General features: G+C 36.7%; 16 protein-coding genes and 1 riboswitch. Of the genes, 15 read left to right on the top strand and 1 reads right to left on the bottom strand.

The genetic code is table 11. From position 1 onward, the window contains the following. The first annotated feature begins 1 nt into the window (after position 1). From KBJ98_RS11435 to metF, 6 genes are all read left to right on the top strand, one after another. Positions 2 to 580: a precorrin-2 dehydrogenase/sirohydrochlorin ferrochelatase family protein gene (locus tag KBJ98_RS11435; RefSeq protein ID WP_166136126.1), complete on the top strand. Its 579-nt coding sequence runs from the start codon at positions 2 to 4 to the stop codon at positions 578 to 580. A gap of 230 nt (positions 581 to 810) precedes the next feature. Next, positions 811 to 1,863, top strand: a complete 1,053-nt coding sequence (locus KBJ98_RS11430) for an NAD(P)/FAD-dependent oxidoreductase (protein ID WP_210790813.1) — start codon at positions 811 to 813, stop codon at positions 1,861 to 1,863. Positions 1,864 to 2,037: 174 nt separating this feature from the next. Beyond that, positions 2,038 to 2,150, top strand: a riboswitch (SAM riboswitch). 249 nt (positions 2,151 to 2,399) lie between these two features. Further along, entirely contained in the window at positions 2,400 to 3,401 is a 1,002-nt protein-coding gene (locus KBJ98_RS11425) for a homocysteine S-methyltransferase family protein (RefSeq protein WP_210790811.1), read from the top strand. A gap of 212 nt (positions 3,402 to 3,613) precedes the next feature. Next, complete coding sequence (locus KBJ98_RS11420) at positions 3,614 to 4,264, top strand: hypothetical protein (protein ID WP_210790808.1); 651 nt, start codon at positions 3,614 to 3,616, stop codon at positions 4,262 to 4,264. A 300-nt stretch (positions 4,265 to 4,564) separates the two neighbouring features. After that, on the top strand, positions 4,565 to 7,240 hold the full coding sequence (metH, locus tag KBJ98_RS11415; protein WP_210790806.1) for a methionine synthase: 2,676 nt from the start codon (positions 4,565 to 4,567) through the stop codon (positions 7,238 to 7,240). Between the two features lie 81 nt (positions 7,241 to 7,321). Beyond that, the gene (gene metF, locus KBJ98_RS11410; protein WP_210790804.1) at positions 7,322 to 8,278 is read left to right on the top strand and encodes a methylenetetrahydrofolate reductase [NAD(P)H]; all 957 of its coding nucleotides are present in this window, start codon (positions 7,322 to 7,324) and stop codon (positions 8,276 to 8,278) included. Between the two features lie 205 nt (positions 8,279 to 8,483). Here the strand turns inward: metF and gldA are convergent, their stop codons facing one another. Further along, positions 8,484 to 9,380: a gliding motility-associated ABC transporter ATP-binding subunit GldA gene (gldA, locus tag KBJ98_RS11405; RefSeq protein ID WP_210790802.1), complete on the bottom strand. Its 897-nt coding sequence runs from the start codon at positions 9,378 to 9,380 to the stop codon at positions 8,484 to 8,486. Between the two features lie 188 nt (positions 9,381 to 9,568). On the opposite strand from gldA, the gene KBJ98_RS11400 reads away from it, so the two are divergent. The 9 genes from KBJ98_RS11400 to KBJ98_RS11360 all read left to right on the top strand — a co-directional run bounded on the left by KBJ98_RS11400 (position 9,569) and on the right by KBJ98_RS11360 (position 21,170). Then, on the top strand, positions 9,569 to 10,816 hold the full coding sequence (locus KBJ98_RS11400; RefSeq protein WP_210790800.1) for a dicarboxylate/amino acid:cation symporter: 1,248 nt from the start codon (positions 9,569 to 9,571) through the stop codon (positions 10,814 to 10,816). Positions 10,817 to 11,205: 389 nt separating this feature from the next. Then, on the top strand, positions 11,206 to 12,033 hold the full coding sequence (locus KBJ98_RS11395; RefSeq protein WP_210790798.1) for a prephenate dehydratase: 828 nt from the start codon (positions 11,206 to 11,208) through the stop codon (positions 12,031 to 12,033). 43 nt (positions 12,034 to 12,076) lie between these two features. After that, positions 12,077 to 13,222: an aminotransferase class I/II-fold pyridoxal phosphate-dependent enzyme gene (locus KBJ98_RS11390; protein ID WP_210790795.1), complete on the top strand. Its 1,146-nt coding sequence runs from the start codon at positions 12,077 to 12,079 to the stop codon at positions 13,220 to 13,222. Between the two features lie 209 nt (positions 13,223 to 13,431). Beyond that, positions 13,432 to 14,289 (top strand): prephenate dehydrogenase, encoded by an 858-nt coding sequence (locus KBJ98_RS11385; RefSeq protein WP_210790793.1) that lies wholly within the window; start codon positions 13,432 to 13,434, stop codon positions 14,287 to 14,289. 93 nt (positions 14,290 to 14,382) lie between these two features. Further along, positions 14,383 to 15,465 (top strand): bifunctional 3-deoxy-7-phosphoheptulonate synthase/chorismate mutase type II, encoded by a 1,083-nt coding sequence (locus tag KBJ98_RS11380; protein WP_210790791.1) that lies wholly within the window; start codon positions 14,383 to 14,385, stop codon positions 15,463 to 15,465. Between the two features lie 132 nt (positions 15,466 to 15,597). Continuing rightward, positions 15,598 to 16,575, top strand: a complete 978-nt coding sequence (gene rsgA, locus KBJ98_RS11375; RefSeq protein ID WP_210790789.1) for a ribosome small subunit-dependent GTPase A — start codon at positions 15,598 to 15,600, stop codon at positions 16,573 to 16,575. 80 nt (positions 16,576 to 16,655) lie between these two features. Then, positions 16,656 to 17,108 (top strand): D-aminoacyl-tRNA deacylase, encoded by a 453-nt coding sequence (gene dtd, locus KBJ98_RS11370; protein ID WP_210790788.1) that lies wholly within the window; start codon positions 16,656 to 16,658, stop codon positions 17,106 to 17,108. Between the two features lie 147 nt (positions 17,109 to 17,255). Further along, entirely contained in the window at positions 17,256 to 19,163 is a 1,908-nt protein-coding gene (locus tag KBJ98_RS11365; protein WP_210790787.1) for a DUF3857 domain-containing protein, read from the top strand. A gap of 6 nt (positions 19,164 to 19,169) precedes the next feature. Next, entirely contained in the window at positions 19,170 to 21,170 is a 2,001-nt protein-coding gene (locus tag KBJ98_RS11360; protein ID WP_210790786.1) for a DUF3857 domain-containing protein, read from the top strand. The last annotated feature ends 3 nt before the right edge of the window (positions 21,171 to 21,173 follow it).

Below are 21,173 nucleotides of genomic sequence, written 5' to 3'. Positions count from 1 at the left end.
AGTGGAGAGAAACGAATTATATCCTATTTTTTTAAAATTACACAACCTCAATGTGCTCATTGTGGGCGGCGGAAATGTGGGTTTAGAAAAACTATCGTTTCTGTTGAAATCCAGTCCCAATGCCAATGTTGAGGTAGTGGCGCCTTGGTTTTTACCAGAGTTAGAAACCTTGGCGGCAAGTCACCCAACAGTGAAGTTGACCTATAAAAAATTCAATCGCTGGATGCTCCGTAAACGCCACATGGTTATTGCCTGCACCGATGATTTGAAGGTGAACAAGAGGATTTATGATTTGTCCCGAAAAAGATATTTGATTTGCAATATTGCTGATACACCGCCATTGTGTGATTATTATTTGGGGGGAATTGTAACCAAAGGGAATGTGAAAATTGCCATTTCAACCAACGGAAAATCACCCACAACGGCCAAACGACTGCGAGAGTTTTTTGAAGAAATAATTCCAGACGATATCAATAAAATGGTCGAAAATTTGAATGAATACCGAAAAACGCTGAAAGGTAATTTTGAGGAAAAAGTTCAAAAAATGAATGAAATCACAGAGACGCTCAAAGCAAAGTAAGTACAAGACATAATCTTAAGTTCATAGAAAAAAGCTAAGATGTAATAGTTCTTAATAATCAGTTTCTGTTTTTTTAACTAAACAGAATGGTGATATTTGTACTCAATTCAAAATAAAAGTATTGAGCTCCTAGGTTCAATACGATAACACATAGAAACACAATTAACAATTTCCATTACAGCCTACAAGTACAACTGGAGGCAAAACAAAGGATACTAAATTAAATCAAAATGATTAAAACAGACATACTCATTATTGGCGCCGGGCCAACAGGTTTATTTGCAGTTTTTGAAGCAGGTTTATTAAAATTAAAATGCCATATATTAGATGCTTTGCCACAAGCTGGTGGGCAGTTATCAGAATTATATCCTAAAAAACCTATTTATGATATTCCTGGATTTCCAGAAGTATTGGCTGGTGATTTAGTAGATAATTTAATGGAGCAAATCAAGCAGTTTGAACCAGGATTTACCTTGGGCGAACGTGCCGAAACCATCGAAAAACAAGAAGACGGAACATTTATTGTGACTTCAAACAAAGGCAAGAAATTCCATGCGCCAGTTATTGCTATTGCTGGTGGATTGGGTAGTTTTGAACCAAGAAAGCCATTGATCGAGGACATCGAATTTTACGAAGACAAAGGAATTAAATACTTCATCAAAAATCCAGAAAAATTCCGTGACAAGCGCGTGGTTATCGCTGGAGGTGGAGATTCGGCTCTAGATTGGAGTATCTTTTTGTCAAATGTAGCTTCAGAAGTGACTTTGATTCACCGTCGCAACGAGTTTCGTGGTGCTTTAGACTCTGTAGAAAAAGTGCAAGAGCTTAAATCAGCCGGTAAAATTAAAATGATTACACCAGGTGAAGTAGTAGGTTTAAAAGGTGCTGAGCATCTTGAGGCAGTTGTTGTCGAGGAAAATGGCGCACAACGCACGATCGAAACCGATTACTTTATTCCGCTTTTTGGTCTTACGCCAAAGTTAGGTCCTATCGGCGACTGGGGATTAGAAATCGAAAAGAACGCCATCAAAGTAAACAACGCCTTAGATTACCAAACTAATATTCCTGGAATTTTCGCTATTGGTGACGTAAATACCTATCCAGGAAAATTAAAATTAATCTTGTGCGGATTCCACGAAGCCACATTAATGTGTCAAGCGGCCTACCAAATCATTAATCCAGGCAAGCGTTATGTGTTAAAATACACTACCGTTTCAGGTGTAGATGGTTTTGACGGAACTCGTAAAGAAGCTCCAAAAGCGGTTGTAAAAGCAATCGTGTAAATAAAGTTGCAGCGTCACAAAGGTTCTGAATTGCTAAGGTTGGTTAAAATCTTAGCAATTCAGAACCTTTTTTTATTTTAAAGTTTTGCAACAAACTAAGCTACAATCTTTAAAAAAAATACTTGCAATTGTTAGCGCTATGTCGTTCCTTTGCACTGTTCCTATATTTATTGAAAGTTATCACGAAAGGCGGAGGGAAAAGACCCAATGAAACCTTAGCAACCCTTTATTTTTAAAGAAGGTGCTACATTCTACTTTATACAACCAGTATCAAAGATAGATAACACAAGAATACTTCTACAGTATTTCTCAAACCTTTTCTTGACAACATATCGAATTTTTTAGAGCAGATTAATGGCGCTTTTCAGCCATGATCGTTCCTGCTGTTCGCTATATCTTTTTATTCGCCGAAAAAAGGCGAATAAAAAGGATGCCGCTGCCATCAGGGCTATAAAGAAAAATTGGGAACTTTTGGAAATACTAATCAAAAGTAAAAATCACCATTTCAAATTGTGATTTACAAGAAATACAAAGTTATGTCAAGCATTCACGAAGCCATTAAAAAAAACATCCTCATCCTTGATGGAGCTATGGGAACCATGTTGCAACGTTATAATTTCTCCGAAGAAGATTTTAGAGGAGAACGTTTCAAGGATTTTCCACATCCATTAAAAGGAAATAATGATTTATTGTCGCTCACTCAGCCACAAGCCATAAAAGACGTGCACGCCGCTTATTTTGAAGCTGGAGCTGATATTGTTGAAACCAATACCTTCTCAGGAACCACGATCGGCATGGCCGATTACTATCTGGAAGAATATGTGTATGAATTGAACTATGAGTCGGCAAAAATAGCCCGCGAAGTAGCAGATGAATTTACCGCCAAAAATCCGGACAAACCTCGTTTTGTAGCGGGTTCCATTGGACCCACGAATAGAACAGCAAGCATGTCACCAGATGTAAACGATCCCGGTTATAGAGCTGTAACTTTTGATGATTTGCGCATTGCGTACAAGCAACAAGTAGAAGCGCTTATGGATGGTGGTTGCGATTTACTTTTGGTAGAAACTATTTTTGATACCCTAAATGCCAAAGCAGCGCTTTTTGCCATTGAAGAAGTAAAAGACGAACGCAATCTTGATATTCCAATTATGGTTTCTGGAACGATAACTGATGCTTCCGGAAGAACGCTTTCGGGACAAACGGTTGAGGCTTTCTTAATTTCTGTGTCGCACATACCGTTGTTGAGCGTAGGATTCAATTGCGCACTTGGTGCCGATTTGCTCAAGCCGTATTTACAAACTTTGTCGCAAAACACATCGTTCAACGTATCGGCGCATCCTAATGCAGGATTACCGAATGCTTTTGGAGAATATGACGAAACACCAGAACAGATGCAAGCTTTTATCAAAGAATATCTCGATGATAATTTGGTCAATATCATAGGCGGTTGTTGCGGAACAACACCAGCGCACATCAAATTAATTGCCGATATCGCAAAGGAATACAAGCCGAGGGTTTCGACTGCGGTGATGTAGTTTCGTAGAGACGCGATTTATCGCGTCTAACACAAAGTAATCACAACGATAGCGTGGATTGGCAGTCCATGTCAACAAAGAAAAACAAATAAATGAGGTGAATAGTTGTTAATTCGATTATTTTGAAGGGAAATGTAAATTGCTAATTGGAATGGGCACGAACTGAAAATCTAAGCTATCTGGTTCATAAAATTAAGAGGAAAACAAATAAAATGAATTATAAAGAACAACTTGAAACTCTAGAATGGAAAGAAAAGAGGAAAGTGATTTTGGAAAGAGACGAATGTCAATGTACAAAATGCAGTGAAAAAAGAAGTGATTTTTTAGGATTTGATTATGAATTCGGAGTTTTAGATTATAATGACTTTACAAATAAAGGTTATGTAATTAAAAGAACAGGAAATTTGTTGGAAAAACTAGAACTATCATTGAATAATGTTTCAATTAAATGCAATTTTCTAGTTGGAGACTTAATAAAAGTACCATTGAATAAACTAAAAATTGCAAAGCAATGGAAAGAACCAAAAAATCCTTTAATGTTCAAGTTTAATTCTTTGGAATTAGTTTGCTTTAATGAAGATGAATATGATGAGGATAAGTTTTTTGATTTAAATATCCATCACAAATATTATCAAAAAGGAAAAAAAGCATGGGAATATGCAAACGATGCTCTAATTACTTTATGTAGGAAGTGTCATCACACGGAGCATAATACAAATCATATTCCTATACTAGATGATAAAGGACAAATTATTGATTTTGCAAAGAAATGTGATAAGTGTAATGGTTCAGGTGCACTTTCAGATTATAAATACTATCATAACGGTATTTGTTTTAAATGTAATGGAAGAGGTGATGTATAATTGTTGCTTTTGGATGATGAGTTATAAAGATTAAATTTTAGCAATAATAATGTTGTTCAGCACTCTTTCCGCGTGAGGGATAGCAGTGGAGCTCCTTTTTCTTGAATTGCCTCGGGTTTAAACCCGAGGCAATTCAAGAAAAAGAGCGGGAACGAATAGCCCGACCCGACTTTTTTTGGAGGGACACGCCCAAAAAAGAATTGAAATAAAATGGTAAGGTTTTGAAAACTTTGCAGCAAATAATATCATAAAAACAACTCAGAACCTATGCTACTTAGGATCTTAGTAACTTAAATTAAAATGGCAGAAAAAAGAAGAAACCTAGTATTATCAGGATTAGAACCCTTAATCATTACGCCGGAAAGTGTATTTGTGAATGTAGGGGAACGAACCAATGTGACGGGTTCACGAAAATTTCTTCGATTGATTAAGGAAGAAAAATACGATGAGGCGCTTGATATTGCGCGCCAGCAAGTAGAAGGCGGTGCACAAATCATTGATATTAACATGGATGAGGGAATGCTCGATGGCGTTTATGCTATGACAAAATTCCTGAATTTAATTGCGGCTGAGCCGGATATTTCGCGTGTGCCGATTATGATTGACAGTTCGAAATGGGAAATCATTGAGGCGGGTTTGAAAGTCGTACAAGGGAAATGTGTTGTGAATTCGATTTCGTTGAAAGAGGGCGAAGAAGCTTTTGTACATCATGCTAAATTGATAAAGCGTTACGGAGCGGCGGTGATTGTGATGGCATTTGACGAAGAGGGTCAGGCGGATAATTACGAAAGGCGTGTTGAAATTTGCCAGCGTTCGTATGATATTTTGGTGGGAATTGGATTTCCACCACAAGATATCATCTTCGATTTGAATATTTTCCCAGTAGCAACTGGTATGGAAGAGCACCGCTTGAATGCGTTGGATTTCTTTAGAGGAACCAAGTGGGTTCGCAAAAATTTACCGCACGCACACATCAGCGGTGGGGTGAGTAACGTTTCGTTTTCATTCAGAGGGAACGATACGGTTCGTGAGGCGATGCACTCGGTTTTCTTGTACCACGCCATTCAAAACGGAATGACAATGGGGATTGTAAATCCAGAAATGTTGTCGATTTATGATGAGATTCCGAAAGATTTATTGGAACATGTTGAAGATGTGATTCTAGACAGACGCGACGATGCGACTGAGCGTTTGCTTGATTTTGCTGAGAATGTAAAAGGAGATGGTACAAAAACCAATGAAGCGGTAGTTCAAGAATGGCGAAATGGAACCGTTCAAGAAAGAATTACACACTCATTAGTGAAGGGAATTGATGCGTTTATAGAAATTGATGTAGAGGAAGCTCGATTGGCTGCCACAAAACCAATTGAAGTAATTGAAATCAACCTGATGGCGGGAATGAATGTCGTGGGAGATTTGTTTGGTTCGGGTAAAATGTTTTTGCCACAAGTGGTTAAATCGGCACGTGTAATGAAAAAAGCAGTGGCGTATTTATTGCCTTTTATTGAAGCAGCAAAGCAAGTTGGCGACAAATCAGGGAACGGAAAAATCCTGATGGCAACCGTAAAAGGTGATGTTCATGATATTGGAAAAAATATAGTTTCGGTGGTATTGGCTTGTAATAATTATGAGATTGTCGATTTGGGTGTAATGGTGCCTCCAGAAAAAATTATTGCAGCAGCTATTGAGCACGAAGTAGATATTATTGGATTGAGCGGATTGATTACGCCATCGCTTGACGAAATGGTGTATCTCGCTAAAGAATTGGATAAAAGAGGACTGAATATTCCCGTCATGATTGGTGGTGCAACAACTTCGCGTGCGCATACGGCCGTGAAAATTGCGCCTCAATACAATTCGACTGTCATTCACGTTAACGATGCCTCGAGAGCGGTAACGGTAGCGGGTAATTTATTGGATCATAACCGAAAAATATACGCTAGTGATATTCGAGCAGAATACGATGCGTTTAGAGAAACGTTTTTGAATCGCTCCCGCGACAAGAATTTCTTGACCATTGAGCAAGCCCGAAAGAATAAATTGCAATTGGATTGGGATAATTTCACTCCCGTGAAACCTAAAGTAATTGGCAAGCAAATCGTAGAAGTTGAGTTAGAAACTTTGGTGCCTTATATCGATTGGACGCCATTTTTTAGAACTTGGGAATTGTTTGGGAAATATCCAGTTATTTTAACCGATGAAGTAGTTGGAGAACAAGCGACTTCGGTTTTTGCAGATGCACAAGCGATGCTGAAAGTAATTTTAGAGGAGAAAAAGTTAACAGCAAAAGGCATTTACGGAATTTTTCCTGCGAATCAAATCAATGATGATGATATTGAATTGAGAGACAAAAACGGAAATCCATTACAATTATTTTTGACTTTGCGCCAACAATCTCAAAAAACCCAAGGTGCACCTAACATCGCTTTGTCTGATTTTATTGCTCCAAAAGAAAGTGGGAAGGTAGATTATATGGGAGCCTTTTGTGTAACTACTGGTTTTGGTGTGGATGAATGGGCGGCTGAATTCGAAAAGGATTTAGATGATTATAATTCGATTATGGTGAAAGCGCTTGCTGATCGTTTTGCAGAAGCTTTTGCTGAATATTTACACGAGAAAGTACGTAAAGAATTTTGGGGTTATGCTGCTGATGAGAATTTATCTACCGAAGATATGATTGATGAGGTTTATAAAGGGATTCGACCAGCGCCAGGATATCCAGCTTGTCCGGATCATTTAGAGAAACCGACTATTTGGAAATTATTAAATGTTGCAGAAGAAATTGGAGTAACCTTAACCGAAAGTATGGCGATGTGGCCGGCTTCATCAGTATCGGGTTACTACTTTGGAAATCCAGAAAGTAAATATTTTGGACTCGGAAAAATTAAAGAAGATCAAGTAATTGACTACGCCAAAAGAAGAAATGTTTCCACTGATGTAGCCATGAAATGGTTGAACCCGAATATTGCCGATTAGGAATTTTGTTTCAAGTTTAAGGTTTCAAGTTACTCGAGAGAACTTTAAACTTTAAACTTGGAACTTGAAACAAAAAATAAAATGAAAGTAACACAACATATAGAAAAAGCAAAAGGAGAAACTTTGTTTTCATTTGAAATTATTCCGCCTCAAAAAGGGAAAAGTATTCAAGAATTGTATGATAACATTGATCCTTTGATGGAGTTCAAACCGCCATTTATTGATGTGACTACCTCACGCGAGGAGTTTATTTATGTTGATAAAGGCAATGGTTTATTGGATAAAAAGCTAACCAGAATGCGACCAGGAACCCTCGGAATTTGCGCTTCGATAACACACAAATACAACGTAGATACGGTGCCTCATGTATTGTGCGGTGGTTTTACCAAAGAAGAAACAGAGTATTTACTAGTAGACTGTCATTATCTGGGAATCAATAATGTGATGGCGTTGCGAGGCGATGCCATGAAGGACGAACAATCCTTTGTTCCAAAAGTGGGAGGAAATCGCTTTGCTATTGATCTAGTGCAACAAATCAAATTGTTGAATCAAGGCAAGTATTTGCATGATGTGATTCATGCAGATAATAAGGCTGATTTTTGTATTGGAGTGGCAGGATATCCTGAAAAACATTTGGAATCTCCTTCCTTACTTTCTGATTTGAAAAGGTTAAAAGAAAAAGTGGACGCAGGTGCTGATTATGTGGTGACACAAATGTTTTTTGACAATGCAAAATATTTTGAATTTGTTGCCAAAGCCAGAGAAATGGGAATTACAGTACCTATTATTCCAGGCATTAAGCCACTGGCGGTACAAAGACATTTGCAAATTTTACCACAAATATTCCGAATTGATTTGCCAGAAGATTTAATTGATGCAGTAGACAAATGCAAAACTAATGCAGATGTAAAACAAGTGGGAATCGAATGGGCTATTCAGCAATCCCGCGAACTAAAAGCTGCTGGAGTCCCTGTTTTGCACTATTATTCGATGGGTAAATCTGAAAATATCCGTCAAATTGCGAGTCAACTTTTTTAGTAATTTATTCTTTATATTTAAAAAGCTTCTAGTGCACTTAGGTGATTTAGAAGCTTTTTTTATTGTTTTATCATCTGCCGAAGCAGTAAATAGACTTGTTGAGATTCCTCCCTCGTCGGAATGACAAAGTCAAGTTTTTGTATTGTTGTCGAGTTCGTTTTTTGTATGTGAAAATAACTGAATACTAAAAACTGAACACTGCCAACTATTTCGTAATCTCTCTAAACACCGCTTCTAAGTTTTTATTCTTTTGATTGAGTTGTAAGGTTTTCAAACCATTGTTTTGTGCAAAATCAAATACTACAGAGCGCATGTCTTTATCTGATTTAAAAGTCAGTTCCCACATCATGTCGTGAATGTTGACATACGAAACAAGATTTTCAATTTTAGAAATCAATTGTTCCTCGACTTGAAAATCAAATTCCACTTCAATGACTTGTTCTTTATCTTCAGAAATTAAGTTATCCAGTTTTTTATCGGTTACAATTTTTCCATTGTTGATGATGATTACACGATCACAAATAGCCTCAACCTCCTGCATAATGTGTGTAGAAAGAAAAACAGTCTTGTCTTTCCCCACGTTTTTAATTACGTTTCTAATCTCCATCAACTGGTTTGGATCTAAACCAGTGGTAGGTTCATCTAAGATTAAAACATCAGGATTGTGTAGTAGCGCATTGGCTAATCCTACACGCTGGCGGTACCCTTTAGAGAGTTGGCCAATTTTTTTGTGGCTTTCGGAACTTAAACCGGTCAATTGAATTACCTCTTCGATTCGAGATTTGGCAACTTTGTACACATCAGCGTTAAAGGCTAAATATTCACGAACATACAAATCCAAATACAACGGATTATGCTCTGGCAAGTACCCAATAGAAAGTTGCACGGCTTTTGGATTGGTGTTTACATCTTGCCCGTTTACCTTGGCAGTTCCTTCATCAGCGGTAATGTAGGTAGTTAAAATTTTCATCAAAGTCGATTTTCCAGCTCCATTTGGACCTAAAAAACCAACAATTTCTCCTTTGTTAATTGAAAATGAAATGTTATTTAATGCTTTTTGAGCACCGTAGCTTTTGGAAATGTTATTTACTGCTATTGACATGATGAATTATTTGTTGCAAAAGTAAACAGAAAATGAATGGATTTGTTGTTCGATTGCCTACTAATTCATGAATAATTTTTTCACGAATAGTTGCGAGTACTTCTATTCGAAATGATAAAAAAGTAGCATTGTGATTGCACCGCTATCATTTAGATTTCTATATTTACTAAAAATAGCTCAAAAGACACATGAAAGACATAGGATCAGGAGGTTTCTTGAAAAATTACAAAAGTATTATGTTACTTCTTGGTGGTATCCTTGCAGGAAGTATATTAGGTTTGGTTTTTGGTAAAGAGGTGGAGGTTTTGAAACCTTTGGGAGACATTTTTCTAAATTTGTTGTTTACGGCTATCATTCCATTAGTGTTTTTTACCATATCGGCATCAATTGCTACTTTAGAAAAAACCGAAAAACTAGGAAAGTTATTCTTAATCGTAATTGGAGTCTTTTTGTTTACGGTCTTGGTTTCTGCAATCCTTATGGTAGTTGGAGTTTTGATTTTTCCAATTCATCAAGATATTATCATTTCTAAAATTCCGCTAGAAATTGTAGCCGAAAATAGCAGTGGCTCTCAGATTACGCAATTGCTTACCGCGGGTGATTTTTATGCATTGTTGTCCCGGAAAAACATGCTGGCACTCATTCTTTTTTCATTTTTAGTGGGTTTTGCCAGCTTGCAATCTGGTGAAAAAGGCAACGATTTCAGTAGGTTTTTACGATCTGGTAATGAAGTAATGAAACAATTGCTACACATTATTATGAAAACAGCGCCTGTAGGTTTGGGAGCTTATTTTGCTTATCAAGTGGGTATTTTTGGTCCGCAATTGTTTGGTGCTTATGCCAAGCCGCTAGGGCTTTATTATGCTGTTTGTGCTTTTTACTTCATCGTATTCTTTAGTTTGTATGCCTACATGGCGGGTGGCAAATTAGGGTTTAAAGTGTTTTGGAAAAATAATATAACACCTTCGCTAACAGCTATTGGTACCTGTAGTAGTATTGCTACAATTCCTGCGAATCTTGATGGTGCCGAAAAAATGAATATTCCTGCTCACATTAGGAATGTAGTTATTCCGTTGGGCGCACCTCTGCATAAAGATGGTTCGAGTATGTCATCCATTATTAAGATAGCCGTTATTTTTGCCATGTTTGGTAAGGATTTTACGGATCCAGTTACGATTCTCACCGCTTTGGGAATTACAGTGGTGGTTTCTGTTGTTGAGGGTGGTATTCCTAATGGCGGCTACATAGGCGAAATCCTAGCAATAACCGTTTATGGTTTCCCCATGGAACAAGCCTTGCCAGCGGCAATGATTATTGGAACTTTGGTTGATCCAATGGCAACTTTGTTAAATGCTAATGGGGATTTGATTTCGGCAATGTTGGTGGCAAGAATTGCTGAAGGGAAAAAGTGGCTTTCTGAAAAAGTACTAGTATAAATCACGTTCCATATTGTATGTTACAGGATAACTAAGTCTATTTTTTACTTAACAATACAAGAATTGCTGTTGTACGAATGGTATTTTTAGAGCCTTTTTTTAAACATTACATAATTAATAACCAACTTTTTAGCGAATCTCTTTTTTGTGTCATAAAATCAACTTTTTTTTGGGTGCAGTAAAAAATTATGTATACATTCGCAAAGTAATCAATACAAAAAAGACAACAACATGTTGAGTAACCGATTTTATTTTAGCAACTCTTATTATTTCTTCTGGAAAGTAGAAAGGGATTGTTGCATGGTTATTTAATTCAAAAATTAAATTGATACTATAGATATACAATCCCGATGCAAATCGGGATTTTTTTTTGCTTAAAAGTGTGTAAAATGAATACAATTATAGGAATACAAGGCATTACGGGCTCGTTTCATCATCAAGTAGCTCAAGAATATTTCAATCAGGAATTTATTCTTGACGAGTGTTTGTCTTTTGAGGAATTGGTAGACAGCTTGTTAGCAGGGAAGTCAGATCAAGCTGTGATGGCCATAGAAAACTCTATCGCAGGGCCTATTATTCCGAATTACGCGCTAATCGACAAGAATAATTTACACATAATTGGAGAGCATTATTTGAGTATTCATCAAAATTTAATGGCGTTAAAAGGTCAGAAAATTGAAGATATTCAGGAAGTACATTCGCATCCGATGGCGCTTTTACAATGTATGGATTTCTTAAAAAAATATCCCAATATCAAATTGGTTGAAGACAAAGACACTGCTGAAACAGCACGAAGAATTCAAGAAAAGCAACTGAAAGGAATAGCAGCAATTGCGAGCAAAACAGCTTCCGAAATGTATGATTTGGAAATTATTGCGCCCGAAATCCAAACGATTAAGAACAACATGACACGCTTCGTGATCATCAAAAAAGAAAATTCATTTGTTCCCGAAAGTGAAATTAACAGAGCATCGATAAAATTTGAACTCGACCATAAACGCGGGAGTTTAGCAGCAGTTTTAAACGTGATGAGCGATTGTAAATTGAATTTAACTAAGATTCAATCTTTGCCCAAAATTGAAACGCCATGGAAGTATTCCTTTTTTGTGGATGTCACTTTTGAGAAATACGAAGATTATGCGAAAGCAAAATCATTATTGAACATTATGGCCGAATACTTTAAAGTCTTGGGTGAGTACAAGAATACTAAAATATAAAGAGCCTCGAGTTACCAAATTACACAGATATAAAAATTTACACATGATTACCACAGCAAAGCGTCTCCATATCATTGAAGAATATTATTTCTCCTCCAAATTGAGAGAAGTAAGGCAACTGGCAGCCGAAGGCAAACCCATCATTAATATGGGAATTGGGAGTCCAGATTTACAACCGGCGCCTACAATTGTTGCTGCCATTGTAGCTGCCATGCAAGATGAAAACGCGCATCAATACCAGAGTTATCAAGGTTTACCAGAGTTGCGCGAAGGTATGGCTGCTTTTTATTCCAAAAATTATGGTGTAGCTCTCAACCCTGTAACAGAAATTTTGCCTTTGATGGGTTCCAAGGAAGGAATTATGCATATTTCGCTGGCTTTTTTGAATGAAGGCGATCATGTTTTGATTCCGAATCCGGGCTATCCTACGTACACATCAGTGACTAATTTAGTAGGAGCGGTACCAGTGTATTATGATTTAAAAGAAGGAAACCAATGGGAACCGGATTTTGAAGCTTTGGAACAACTGGATTTAACCAAAGTGAAAATCATGTGGATTGGGTATCCGCATATGCCCACGGGAGCTCGAGGCAGTTTGGAATTGTTTGAAAAATTAGTGGCTTTTGCTGCAAAACATCAAATTTTATTGGTCAACGACAATCCGTATAGTTTTGTTTTGAATGACAATCCGATGAGTTTGTTGCAAGTAGAAGGAGCAAAGGATGTAGCTTTAGAACTGAATTCTTTGAGTAAAACTTTTAACATGGCAGGCTGGCGAGTAGGAATGGTTTTAGGAAACGCTAATGCCATTGATGCGGTTTTGAAGGTAAAAAGCAATATGGATAGCGGCATGTTTTACGGAATTCAAAAAGGAGCTGTTGCAGCGTTGAAAAGTGATAAAGCTTGGTTTGATGCTATGAATGAAATCTATAGAAAAAGACGAATTGTTACAGAGGAGCTCGCTGAAAAACTAGGTTGTAAAGTGTATAAAGAAGGTGTTGGTTTGTTTGTTTGGGCAAAATTACCTGATGGAGTTACATCAGCAGAAGTGTTTATTGATAGGATCTTGCATGAGAAATCAATTTTTATTACACCGGGAACTATTTTTGGAAGTAATGGAGAAGGATACATTCGGTTTGCTTTGTGTGTTGAAGAAGAAAAAATTAGAGAAGCAATCAGTCGATTTTAAGCATTTGACCGCCAAAGGGGAATGAAATAGCAGCGAGATGTATTGTGATAAGTTATTATTTATGATAAAATGAATTGGTTTAATGAAAGAATAAATTTCTGTATAACGAGGTTTCCTAGCCCTGATAGTAGTGGAAATCCTTTGCTGCCGGGGTTCGGCAGGAAAGATTGCAACGGATAGCAGGATAAGCTTCGGATAAAAATAAAAAAATGAAAGTATTTGTAATAGGCATAGGTTTGATTGGTGGTTCGATGGTGTTGGATATTAAAGATTTGTATCCGCACGCCACGATTTATGGGATTGACACCAATGAAAAACATCTAGATCAGGCAATTGAGTTGGGTGTTATTGATGAAATGGCAACATTTACAGATTTAATACATGCTGATTTTGTGATTGTTTCGGTTCCTGTAGATGTAGCGCTCACGGTTGTACCACAAGTTTTGGAGTCAATAGGAGACCAAACGATTGTTTTTGAGGTGGGTTCGACAAAATTACCTATTTGTGAAGCTATAGCCAACCACGCCAAAAGGAGAAATTTTATAGCTACGCATCCTATTGCTGGAACGGAGTTTTCGGGACCATCGGCAGCGATAAAAGGGTTGTTTCAAGGCAAAACAAACATTATTTGTGAGGTGGAGAAAACGACTTTCAAATTGCAAGAGCGCGCCTTGGCGTTGTTTCAAGAAATGGGAATGCGGATTAGGTATATGGATCCGAAATCACACGATAAGCACATTGCGTATGTGTCGCATTTGTCTCACATCAGCGCTTTTATGTTAGGGAAAACAGTCATTGATAAGGAAAAACACGAGCAGGATATTTTTGATATGGCAGGTTCTGGTTTTGAAAGTACCGTGCGTCTCGCTAAAAGTTCGCCCGCAATGTGGACACCCATTTTTAAACAAAACAGAAAGCAAGTTGTAAAAACTTTAAATGAATATATCTTGAATTTATCTAAATTTAAGGAGCTTTTAGAAAATGAGGATTACGAGGCGATTTACAATGAAATGGAAAGCGTGAATAAGATTAAAGAAATATTGAATGGGATGAATGTTAAGAAGTAAACAGTTGACAGTTTTCAGTCACAGTTAACAGTGAGCAAAGTCCACAATAGAAATATAAAAAAAACGAAACTTAGAAAATAAAATTTAGAAAAGATGGAAAATAAGAAAGAAATGAGAAACTGGTTGGAGGCATTTAATTTGACCCACCCATTAGTGATAGCAGGGCCATGTAGCGCTGAAACCGAAGATCAAGTATTGAAAATTGCACATGAGTTAAAGGATTCTGATGTAAGTGTTTTTAGAGCAGGAATCTGGAAACCAAGAACGCGTCCGGGAGGATTTGAAGGAGTGGGCGAAATAGGTTTGAAATGGTTGAAGAAAGCCAAAGAAGAAACAGGTTTGCTAATGGGAACCGAGGTAGCCAATGCTGCTCACGTAAAATTAGCTTTAGAATATGACATTGATGTGTTGTGGATAGGTGCCAGAACAACGGTAAACCCTTTTGCAGTTCAGGAGATTGCTGATGCATTAGTAGGAACAGATAAAATTGTTTTGGTGAAAAATCCTGTAAATCCAGATTTATCTTTGTGGTTAGGTGGTGTAGAGCGTTTGTACAATGCCGGAATCGAAAAATTAGGAGTAATTCACAGAGGATTTTCGACCTATGAGAAAACCAAATACCGCAACATTCCAGAATGGCAAATTGCTATTGAATTGCAAAATAAATTCCCTGACTTGCCATTGATTATTGATCCTTCGCACATTACTGGTGATCGCAAAATGATCTTAGAGGTTACGCAAGAAGCATTAGATTTGAATTACGATGGGATGATTATTGAAACGCACATTGATCCAGATAATGCTTGGAGTGATGCCGCACAGCAAGTAACACCTGATGCGTTGAAACAAATTTTTATTGATTTGAAAGTGCGTAAAATTGATGATGTATCGGATGATTTTACTCAGAAAATGAAAAAATTAAGAGCTAATATTGACGTTTTAGATGCTACTTTGCTAGAGCTTTTAGGCAAACGTATGAAAGTAGCTGATGAAATTGGTGTGGTGAAAAAAGCAGCTAACGTAGCTGTTTTGCAAAACAACCGTTGGAACGAAATTTTAGGTAAAATGATTTTAGATGGAGAAACCAAAGGACTTTCAGAAGAATTTGTTTTAAAATTATTCAAGGCCATTCACCAAGAAAGTATCAGCCATCAAGATAAGGTGTTGAATGCGTAATTTCTTGTAAGTTTTTGATAAATCCTCCGGAGCTTCGTTAAGAAGATTTTGGAGGATTTTTGTTTGAACTTGTTTCTAAAAAAACTCTACACTTTGAACTTCAAACTTCAAACAAAATTTTACCTTTGCCCCATGACAGGACTCGTTTACAAATCTACAGGAAGTTGGTACACCGTAAAATCAGAACAAGGAGATTTTATAGAATGCCGCATCAAAGGAAAATTCAGAATCAAAGGTATTAAAAGTACTAATCCCATTGCTGTAGGTGATGTAGTTGACTATGAATTAGAAGAAACTTCAGATGCTGTAACAGGTACAATTCACGGAATTCACGATCGTAAAAATTACATCGTACGAAAGTCGGTTAATTTATCGCATCAAATGCACATTATTGCCTCTAATATTGATCGCGTTTTTTTATTGATTACGGTTAATAATCCGCCAACTACTTTTAATTTTATAGACCGTTTTTTAGTAACGGCCGAGGCGTACGGAATTGAGACCGTGTTGGTTTTTAATAAAATAGACACTCTTGATGATGCTACTCTTGACGAGCAATTGTACATGCAGCATGTATACCAGCAAATTGGATATCAGTGTTTGCGCGTATCCTCAACTGAAATGAAAGGTGTTGAGGAATTGAAAGCAATGATGATTGGTAAAGTAAGCATGTTCTCTGGTCATTCAGGAGTTGGAAAGTCTACTTTGGTAAATGCCATGGAGCCCTCATTACATTTGCGTACTAAAACTATTTCGGAGGCAAGTAAGCAAGGGCAGCACACCACAACTTTTGCAGAAATGTTTGATTTGTCTTTTGGTGCCAGTATTATTGACACACCTGGAATCAAAGGATTTGGGATGGTTGATATGGAGCCGGCTGAAATTAGTGGTTATTTCCCGGAATTTTTCAAACTAAAGGATCAGTGTAAATTCAACAATTGCTTGCATAAAGAAGAACCGAAATGTGCTGTTAAAGAAGCATTGGAAAGAGATGAAATTGCCTGGTCGCGTTATAATAGTTATCTTAAAATTTTAGAAGGAGACGATGAGCATTATCGCACTGATCTTTATGACGAAGATAGAAAAGCAAGCGATAAAACGAGGGAGTAATATTTTGAAAAGTTAGAAGTAACGAGGGATATAGATTTTTTTACTTTCGACTTTATGACTTTTAACTTTATGACTAATTAATGAAAGTAGTAATCCAAAGAGTTTCGCAAGCCTCAGTCACAATTGACAGTCAAATTGTAGCCAACATTCAAAAAGGATTGTTGGTATTGATTGGTATTGAAGATGCGGATACGCAGGAAGATAGCAGCTGGCTGAGTTCTAAAATAGTCAATCTCCGTATTTTTGGAGATGAAAATGACGTCATGAATCTTTCTGTAAAAGATATCGATGGTGATATTATTGTAGTCTCTCAATTTACACTTCATGCCTTAACCAAAAAAGGCAATCGCCCATCTTATATTAAAGCATCAAAACCAGAAATAGCGATTCCTTTGTATGAACAATTTGTAACCCAAGTAGAACAGGATTTGGGTAAAAAAGTACAAACCGGAGTTTTTGGTGCCGATATGAAAGTAAACTTGCTAAACGATGGTCCAGTAACTATTGTAATTGATAGTAAAAATAAAGAGTAAAAATAGTTTTACATTGTGAGATTTGTGCTATTTTTGAACACCACGAATTAGGAAATCCTTAACAAGCAATCAATGCGCTTTTCTTTGAATTGCGAATTTTTCTAGAACCCACTTGGGTTCATCATTCATCATCTTTATTTTTATCAAATGAGAATTACAACTCTTGTTGTTCTTTTTGCTGCCATTTTTGCATCAAGTTTGAACGCCCAAAAAATTAATTATACTGCTGTAACCATTGCGGATAGTATTAAAAACAATGCCAATGCAGTTATTAGACTCAATCAGTTAGACATTTCTATAGCTTCGCAAAGAAGTATGAACATCAAAACCAAAAGGGTGGTCACCGTTTTGAATGAATTGGGATTAAAAGCAGTAGATGCTGTCGAAAATTTTGACAAAAGACGCACAGTTAAAAATATCGAAGCTGTTGTCTATGATAACTTTGGAATCGAAATCAAAAAGATAAAACGCAAAGATTTTAAAGAACAAAGTGCATCGGGAGGAAGTACACTTTTTTCAGATGGGCGTTTTATTTATCTAGAATATACACCTACACAATACCCATTTACCATTGTTTACGAGAGCGAAATTGAAACCTCTAATACTGCGTTTATTCCTACTTGGTCTTTGCTTTCAGAATATAATGTGAGTATTGAAAAAAGCATCGTCAATGTCAATGTGCCTCAAGCATTGGGTTTTAGGAAAAAAGAATTCAATTTCGCCAATTTTAAGATAAAAACTATAGTTGATTCGCCAACGCAATTGCAGTACGAAGCGCTCAACATTATTGCCGAAAAATACGAGGATTATACACCAGCTGCTAAGGTGTTTCCTAGAGTAATGATGGGTCTAGAAAATTTTAATCTTGAAGGAGTTGACGGAACTGCAAAAAATTGGAAAGAGTACGGAAAATGGTTTTCAGAAAATATTCTTATCGGTACGACCAGCCTCAGTGAAGAAGCAAAAGCTAAAATAAAGGCTTTGGTGGGTACTGAAACTGATCCGATTAAAAAAGCTAAAATTGTTTACAAATTTGTTCAAGAAAAATCGAGATATGTCAGTGTGCAAGTCGGTATAGGCGGTTTCAAACCGATGTTGGCCTCCGATGTTGATCGATTGGGGTATGGTGATTGTAAGGCACTTTCAAACTACACTAGAGCGCTTCTTGAGGTGGTTGGGGTCCCTTCGTACTACACAGAATTGTACGGTGACCGCGATATTCGTAACATCGAAGCTGATTTTTTCTCTATTCAAGGAAACCATGCTATTTTGTGTATCCCAAATGCAGACGAAAGTATCTTTCTAGAATGTACGAGCCAAGATGACCCCTTTGGTTTTCAAGCCAATTTTACTGACGATCGTGATGTTGTGGTCATGAAACCTGAAGGGGGAGAAATTATTCATACTAAAAAGTACCACGATAATGCTAATGGTCAAATTTCGACAGGGAACTATAGTTTAGATGCTCAAGGAAACCTCACAGGGGCTATAAAAATTGTGTCTACTGGATCTCAGTACCAATCCAAAGCTTCCATAGAAAAAATGCAACCTGCCGATAAAGACATCCATTATAAAAGATACTGGACTAATATTAACAATTTGAAAATAGCTAAGATTGAACTTCAAAACGATAAGGATAAAATACATTTTGTTGAGAATATTAGTTTAAGCGCTGAGAATTATGCTCCAAATACTGGTGGAAAAATGATGGTAGCAATTAACTCCTACAATCAATTTTTAGGAACTATAAAGCGTATTCGTAATCGTAAAAACCCGTTCGAAATACCTCGTGGTTACCTTGATACTGATGAAATAGCAGTAGCGCTACCTGCAGGATTTCAAATTGAATTTTTACCGGCGAACTTCGAATTAAAAACCAAATTTGGTGATTATAAAACCGAAATTATTAAAAAAGACAATAACAACCTGGTGTACAAAAGAACCATCCTCATCAAAAAGGGTATTTATGCTAATTCTGATTATGATGGGTACCGTTTATTCATGGAGCAGATTGCTAAAAATGACAATGCCAAATTACTTTTAACCAAAATTTAATCTCTTATGACTCTAAAGAAAATTACTTGGACTCTTTTCTTTCTGATCTTATGTTGCAAAATTCAAGCCCAAAACTTTGAACTCGGAAAAGTTTCTGTAGCTGAATTACAAGAAAAAGAACATCCACTTGAACCTGCCGCACCAGCTGCTATTTTATTCGAAAAAGGAAAAAATTACTTTGAGTATACATCAGATAAAGGCTTTACCATGGCAACAGAGGTTAAGGTTAGGATTAAAATTTACAAAAAAGAAGGTAACGATTGGGCTACAAAGAAAATTCAGTATTATAGTGCAAGTAATGGTCGAGAAACTTTGTCATTTTCGGATGCGGTTACTTATAATTTAGTTGGTGATAAAATTGAAAAAACAAAGTTAAAAAGTGATGGTGAATTTACTGAGGAACTGAATAAGTATTGGAGCCAAAAGAAAATTACAATGCCTAATGTTAAAGAAGGATCTGTAATTGAATACAAATATGTCATTCGTTCCCCTCGTGTAGGCAGCTGTAGAGATTGGTTTTTTCAAAATAGTATTCCGGTAAATTATTCAGAGTACAAAAATACCGTACCTGAATATTTTGAATATAATGCCAATATTAAAGGATTCTTGAGGCCTAAAGTTGAGGTTCAAAAAGGGAGTAATTATATAGAGTTGGGTAGCGCTAGACAAGGAGCTCAAAACAAATGGGACAAGGAAAAGCTCTCCTACGTAGAGACTACTACAATTTATTCTTTTCAAAATGTTCCTGCAGTAAAGGAAGAGGCATACGTTAATAATATTGAAAACTATACCAGTACTCTGGTACAGGAATTAGCTATCACGAAATATCCTGGTGAGCCTTTTAAATCTTTTTCGACAAATTGGGAAGCAGTTGTGAAAACTATTTATGACTATGATGATTTTGGTCCAGAATTAAATAAATCAGGTTATTTTGAGGATGATCTTAAATTGGTCCTGAAAGATGCAAAATCCGAAGAGGATAAAATAAAATCGATATTCAAATTCGTTCAATCTACTATAAAATGGAATGAATACAATGGTTATTCATGTAATGATGGAGTTAAAAAAGCATATAAGGATAAAACCGGGAATGTTGCCGAAATCAATTTAATGTTAACTGCCATGTTGCGTCATGCAGGTCTTGAAGCTAATCCGGTATTGGTAAGCACGCGTTCAAATGGTGTTGCATTGTTTCCTAGTAGAACGGCTTTTAACTACGTAATTGTTGCAGTTCAACAAGGTAAAGATCTTATGTTGTTAGATGCTGCTGATCCTTTTTCTGTTGCCAATGTATTGCCAGTGAGAGACTTGAATTGGTTAGGGAGATTGATAAAAAAAGACGGAACTTCATTAGAAATTGATTTAATGCCAAAACAGTTATCCGTAGATTATATTTCAATGAATTATAGTATTGATGCCGAAGGTCAAGTTGCGGGTAAGTTACGTCGCCAGCGCACAGATCATAATGCAATGAGTTATCGAGGATCGGTAAAAGGTGTGAAAGAGGACGCATACTTGGAAAAATTTGAGGAGGATAACAATAATATCGAGGTGAGCGACTACGTTAGAACAAACGAAAACGACTTAGATGCTCCTGCGATTGAGTCCATGTCGTTTAAAGGATCAAATTTTACCGAAAAAATAGGCAATACGTTGTACGTAAAACCATTGTTGTTTTTTACAACTTTAAGTAACCCATTTAAGCAAGAAACAAGAGAATATCCTGTTGATTTTGCATACGGGTTTTTAGATAAGTTCACTATCAATATTCAAATTCCTGAAGGGTATAAGGTGGAATCTTTCCCAGAATCAGCAGCAATGAGTATGGAAAATGAGTTAGCAAGCTTTAAATTCTTGATAAATGTTTCTGGTAGTACGTTACAAATATCTTTCAATAGCCAAATGAATAGCCCAATTTTGGGATCAGAATATTATCCTGCTTTAAAAATGTATTTCCAAAAGATGATTGACAAACAAAACGAGAAAATTATTCTTGTAAAATTATAAAAA

The organism is Flavobacterium erciyesense (assembly GCF_018069925.1).
In the GTDB taxonomy this organism is placed as follows: domain Bacteria; phylum Bacteroidota; class Bacteroidia; order Flavobacteriales; family Flavobacteriaceae; genus Flavobacterium; species Flavobacterium erciyesense.
This window is presented reverse-complemented; position numbering and strand designations above follow the sequence as displayed.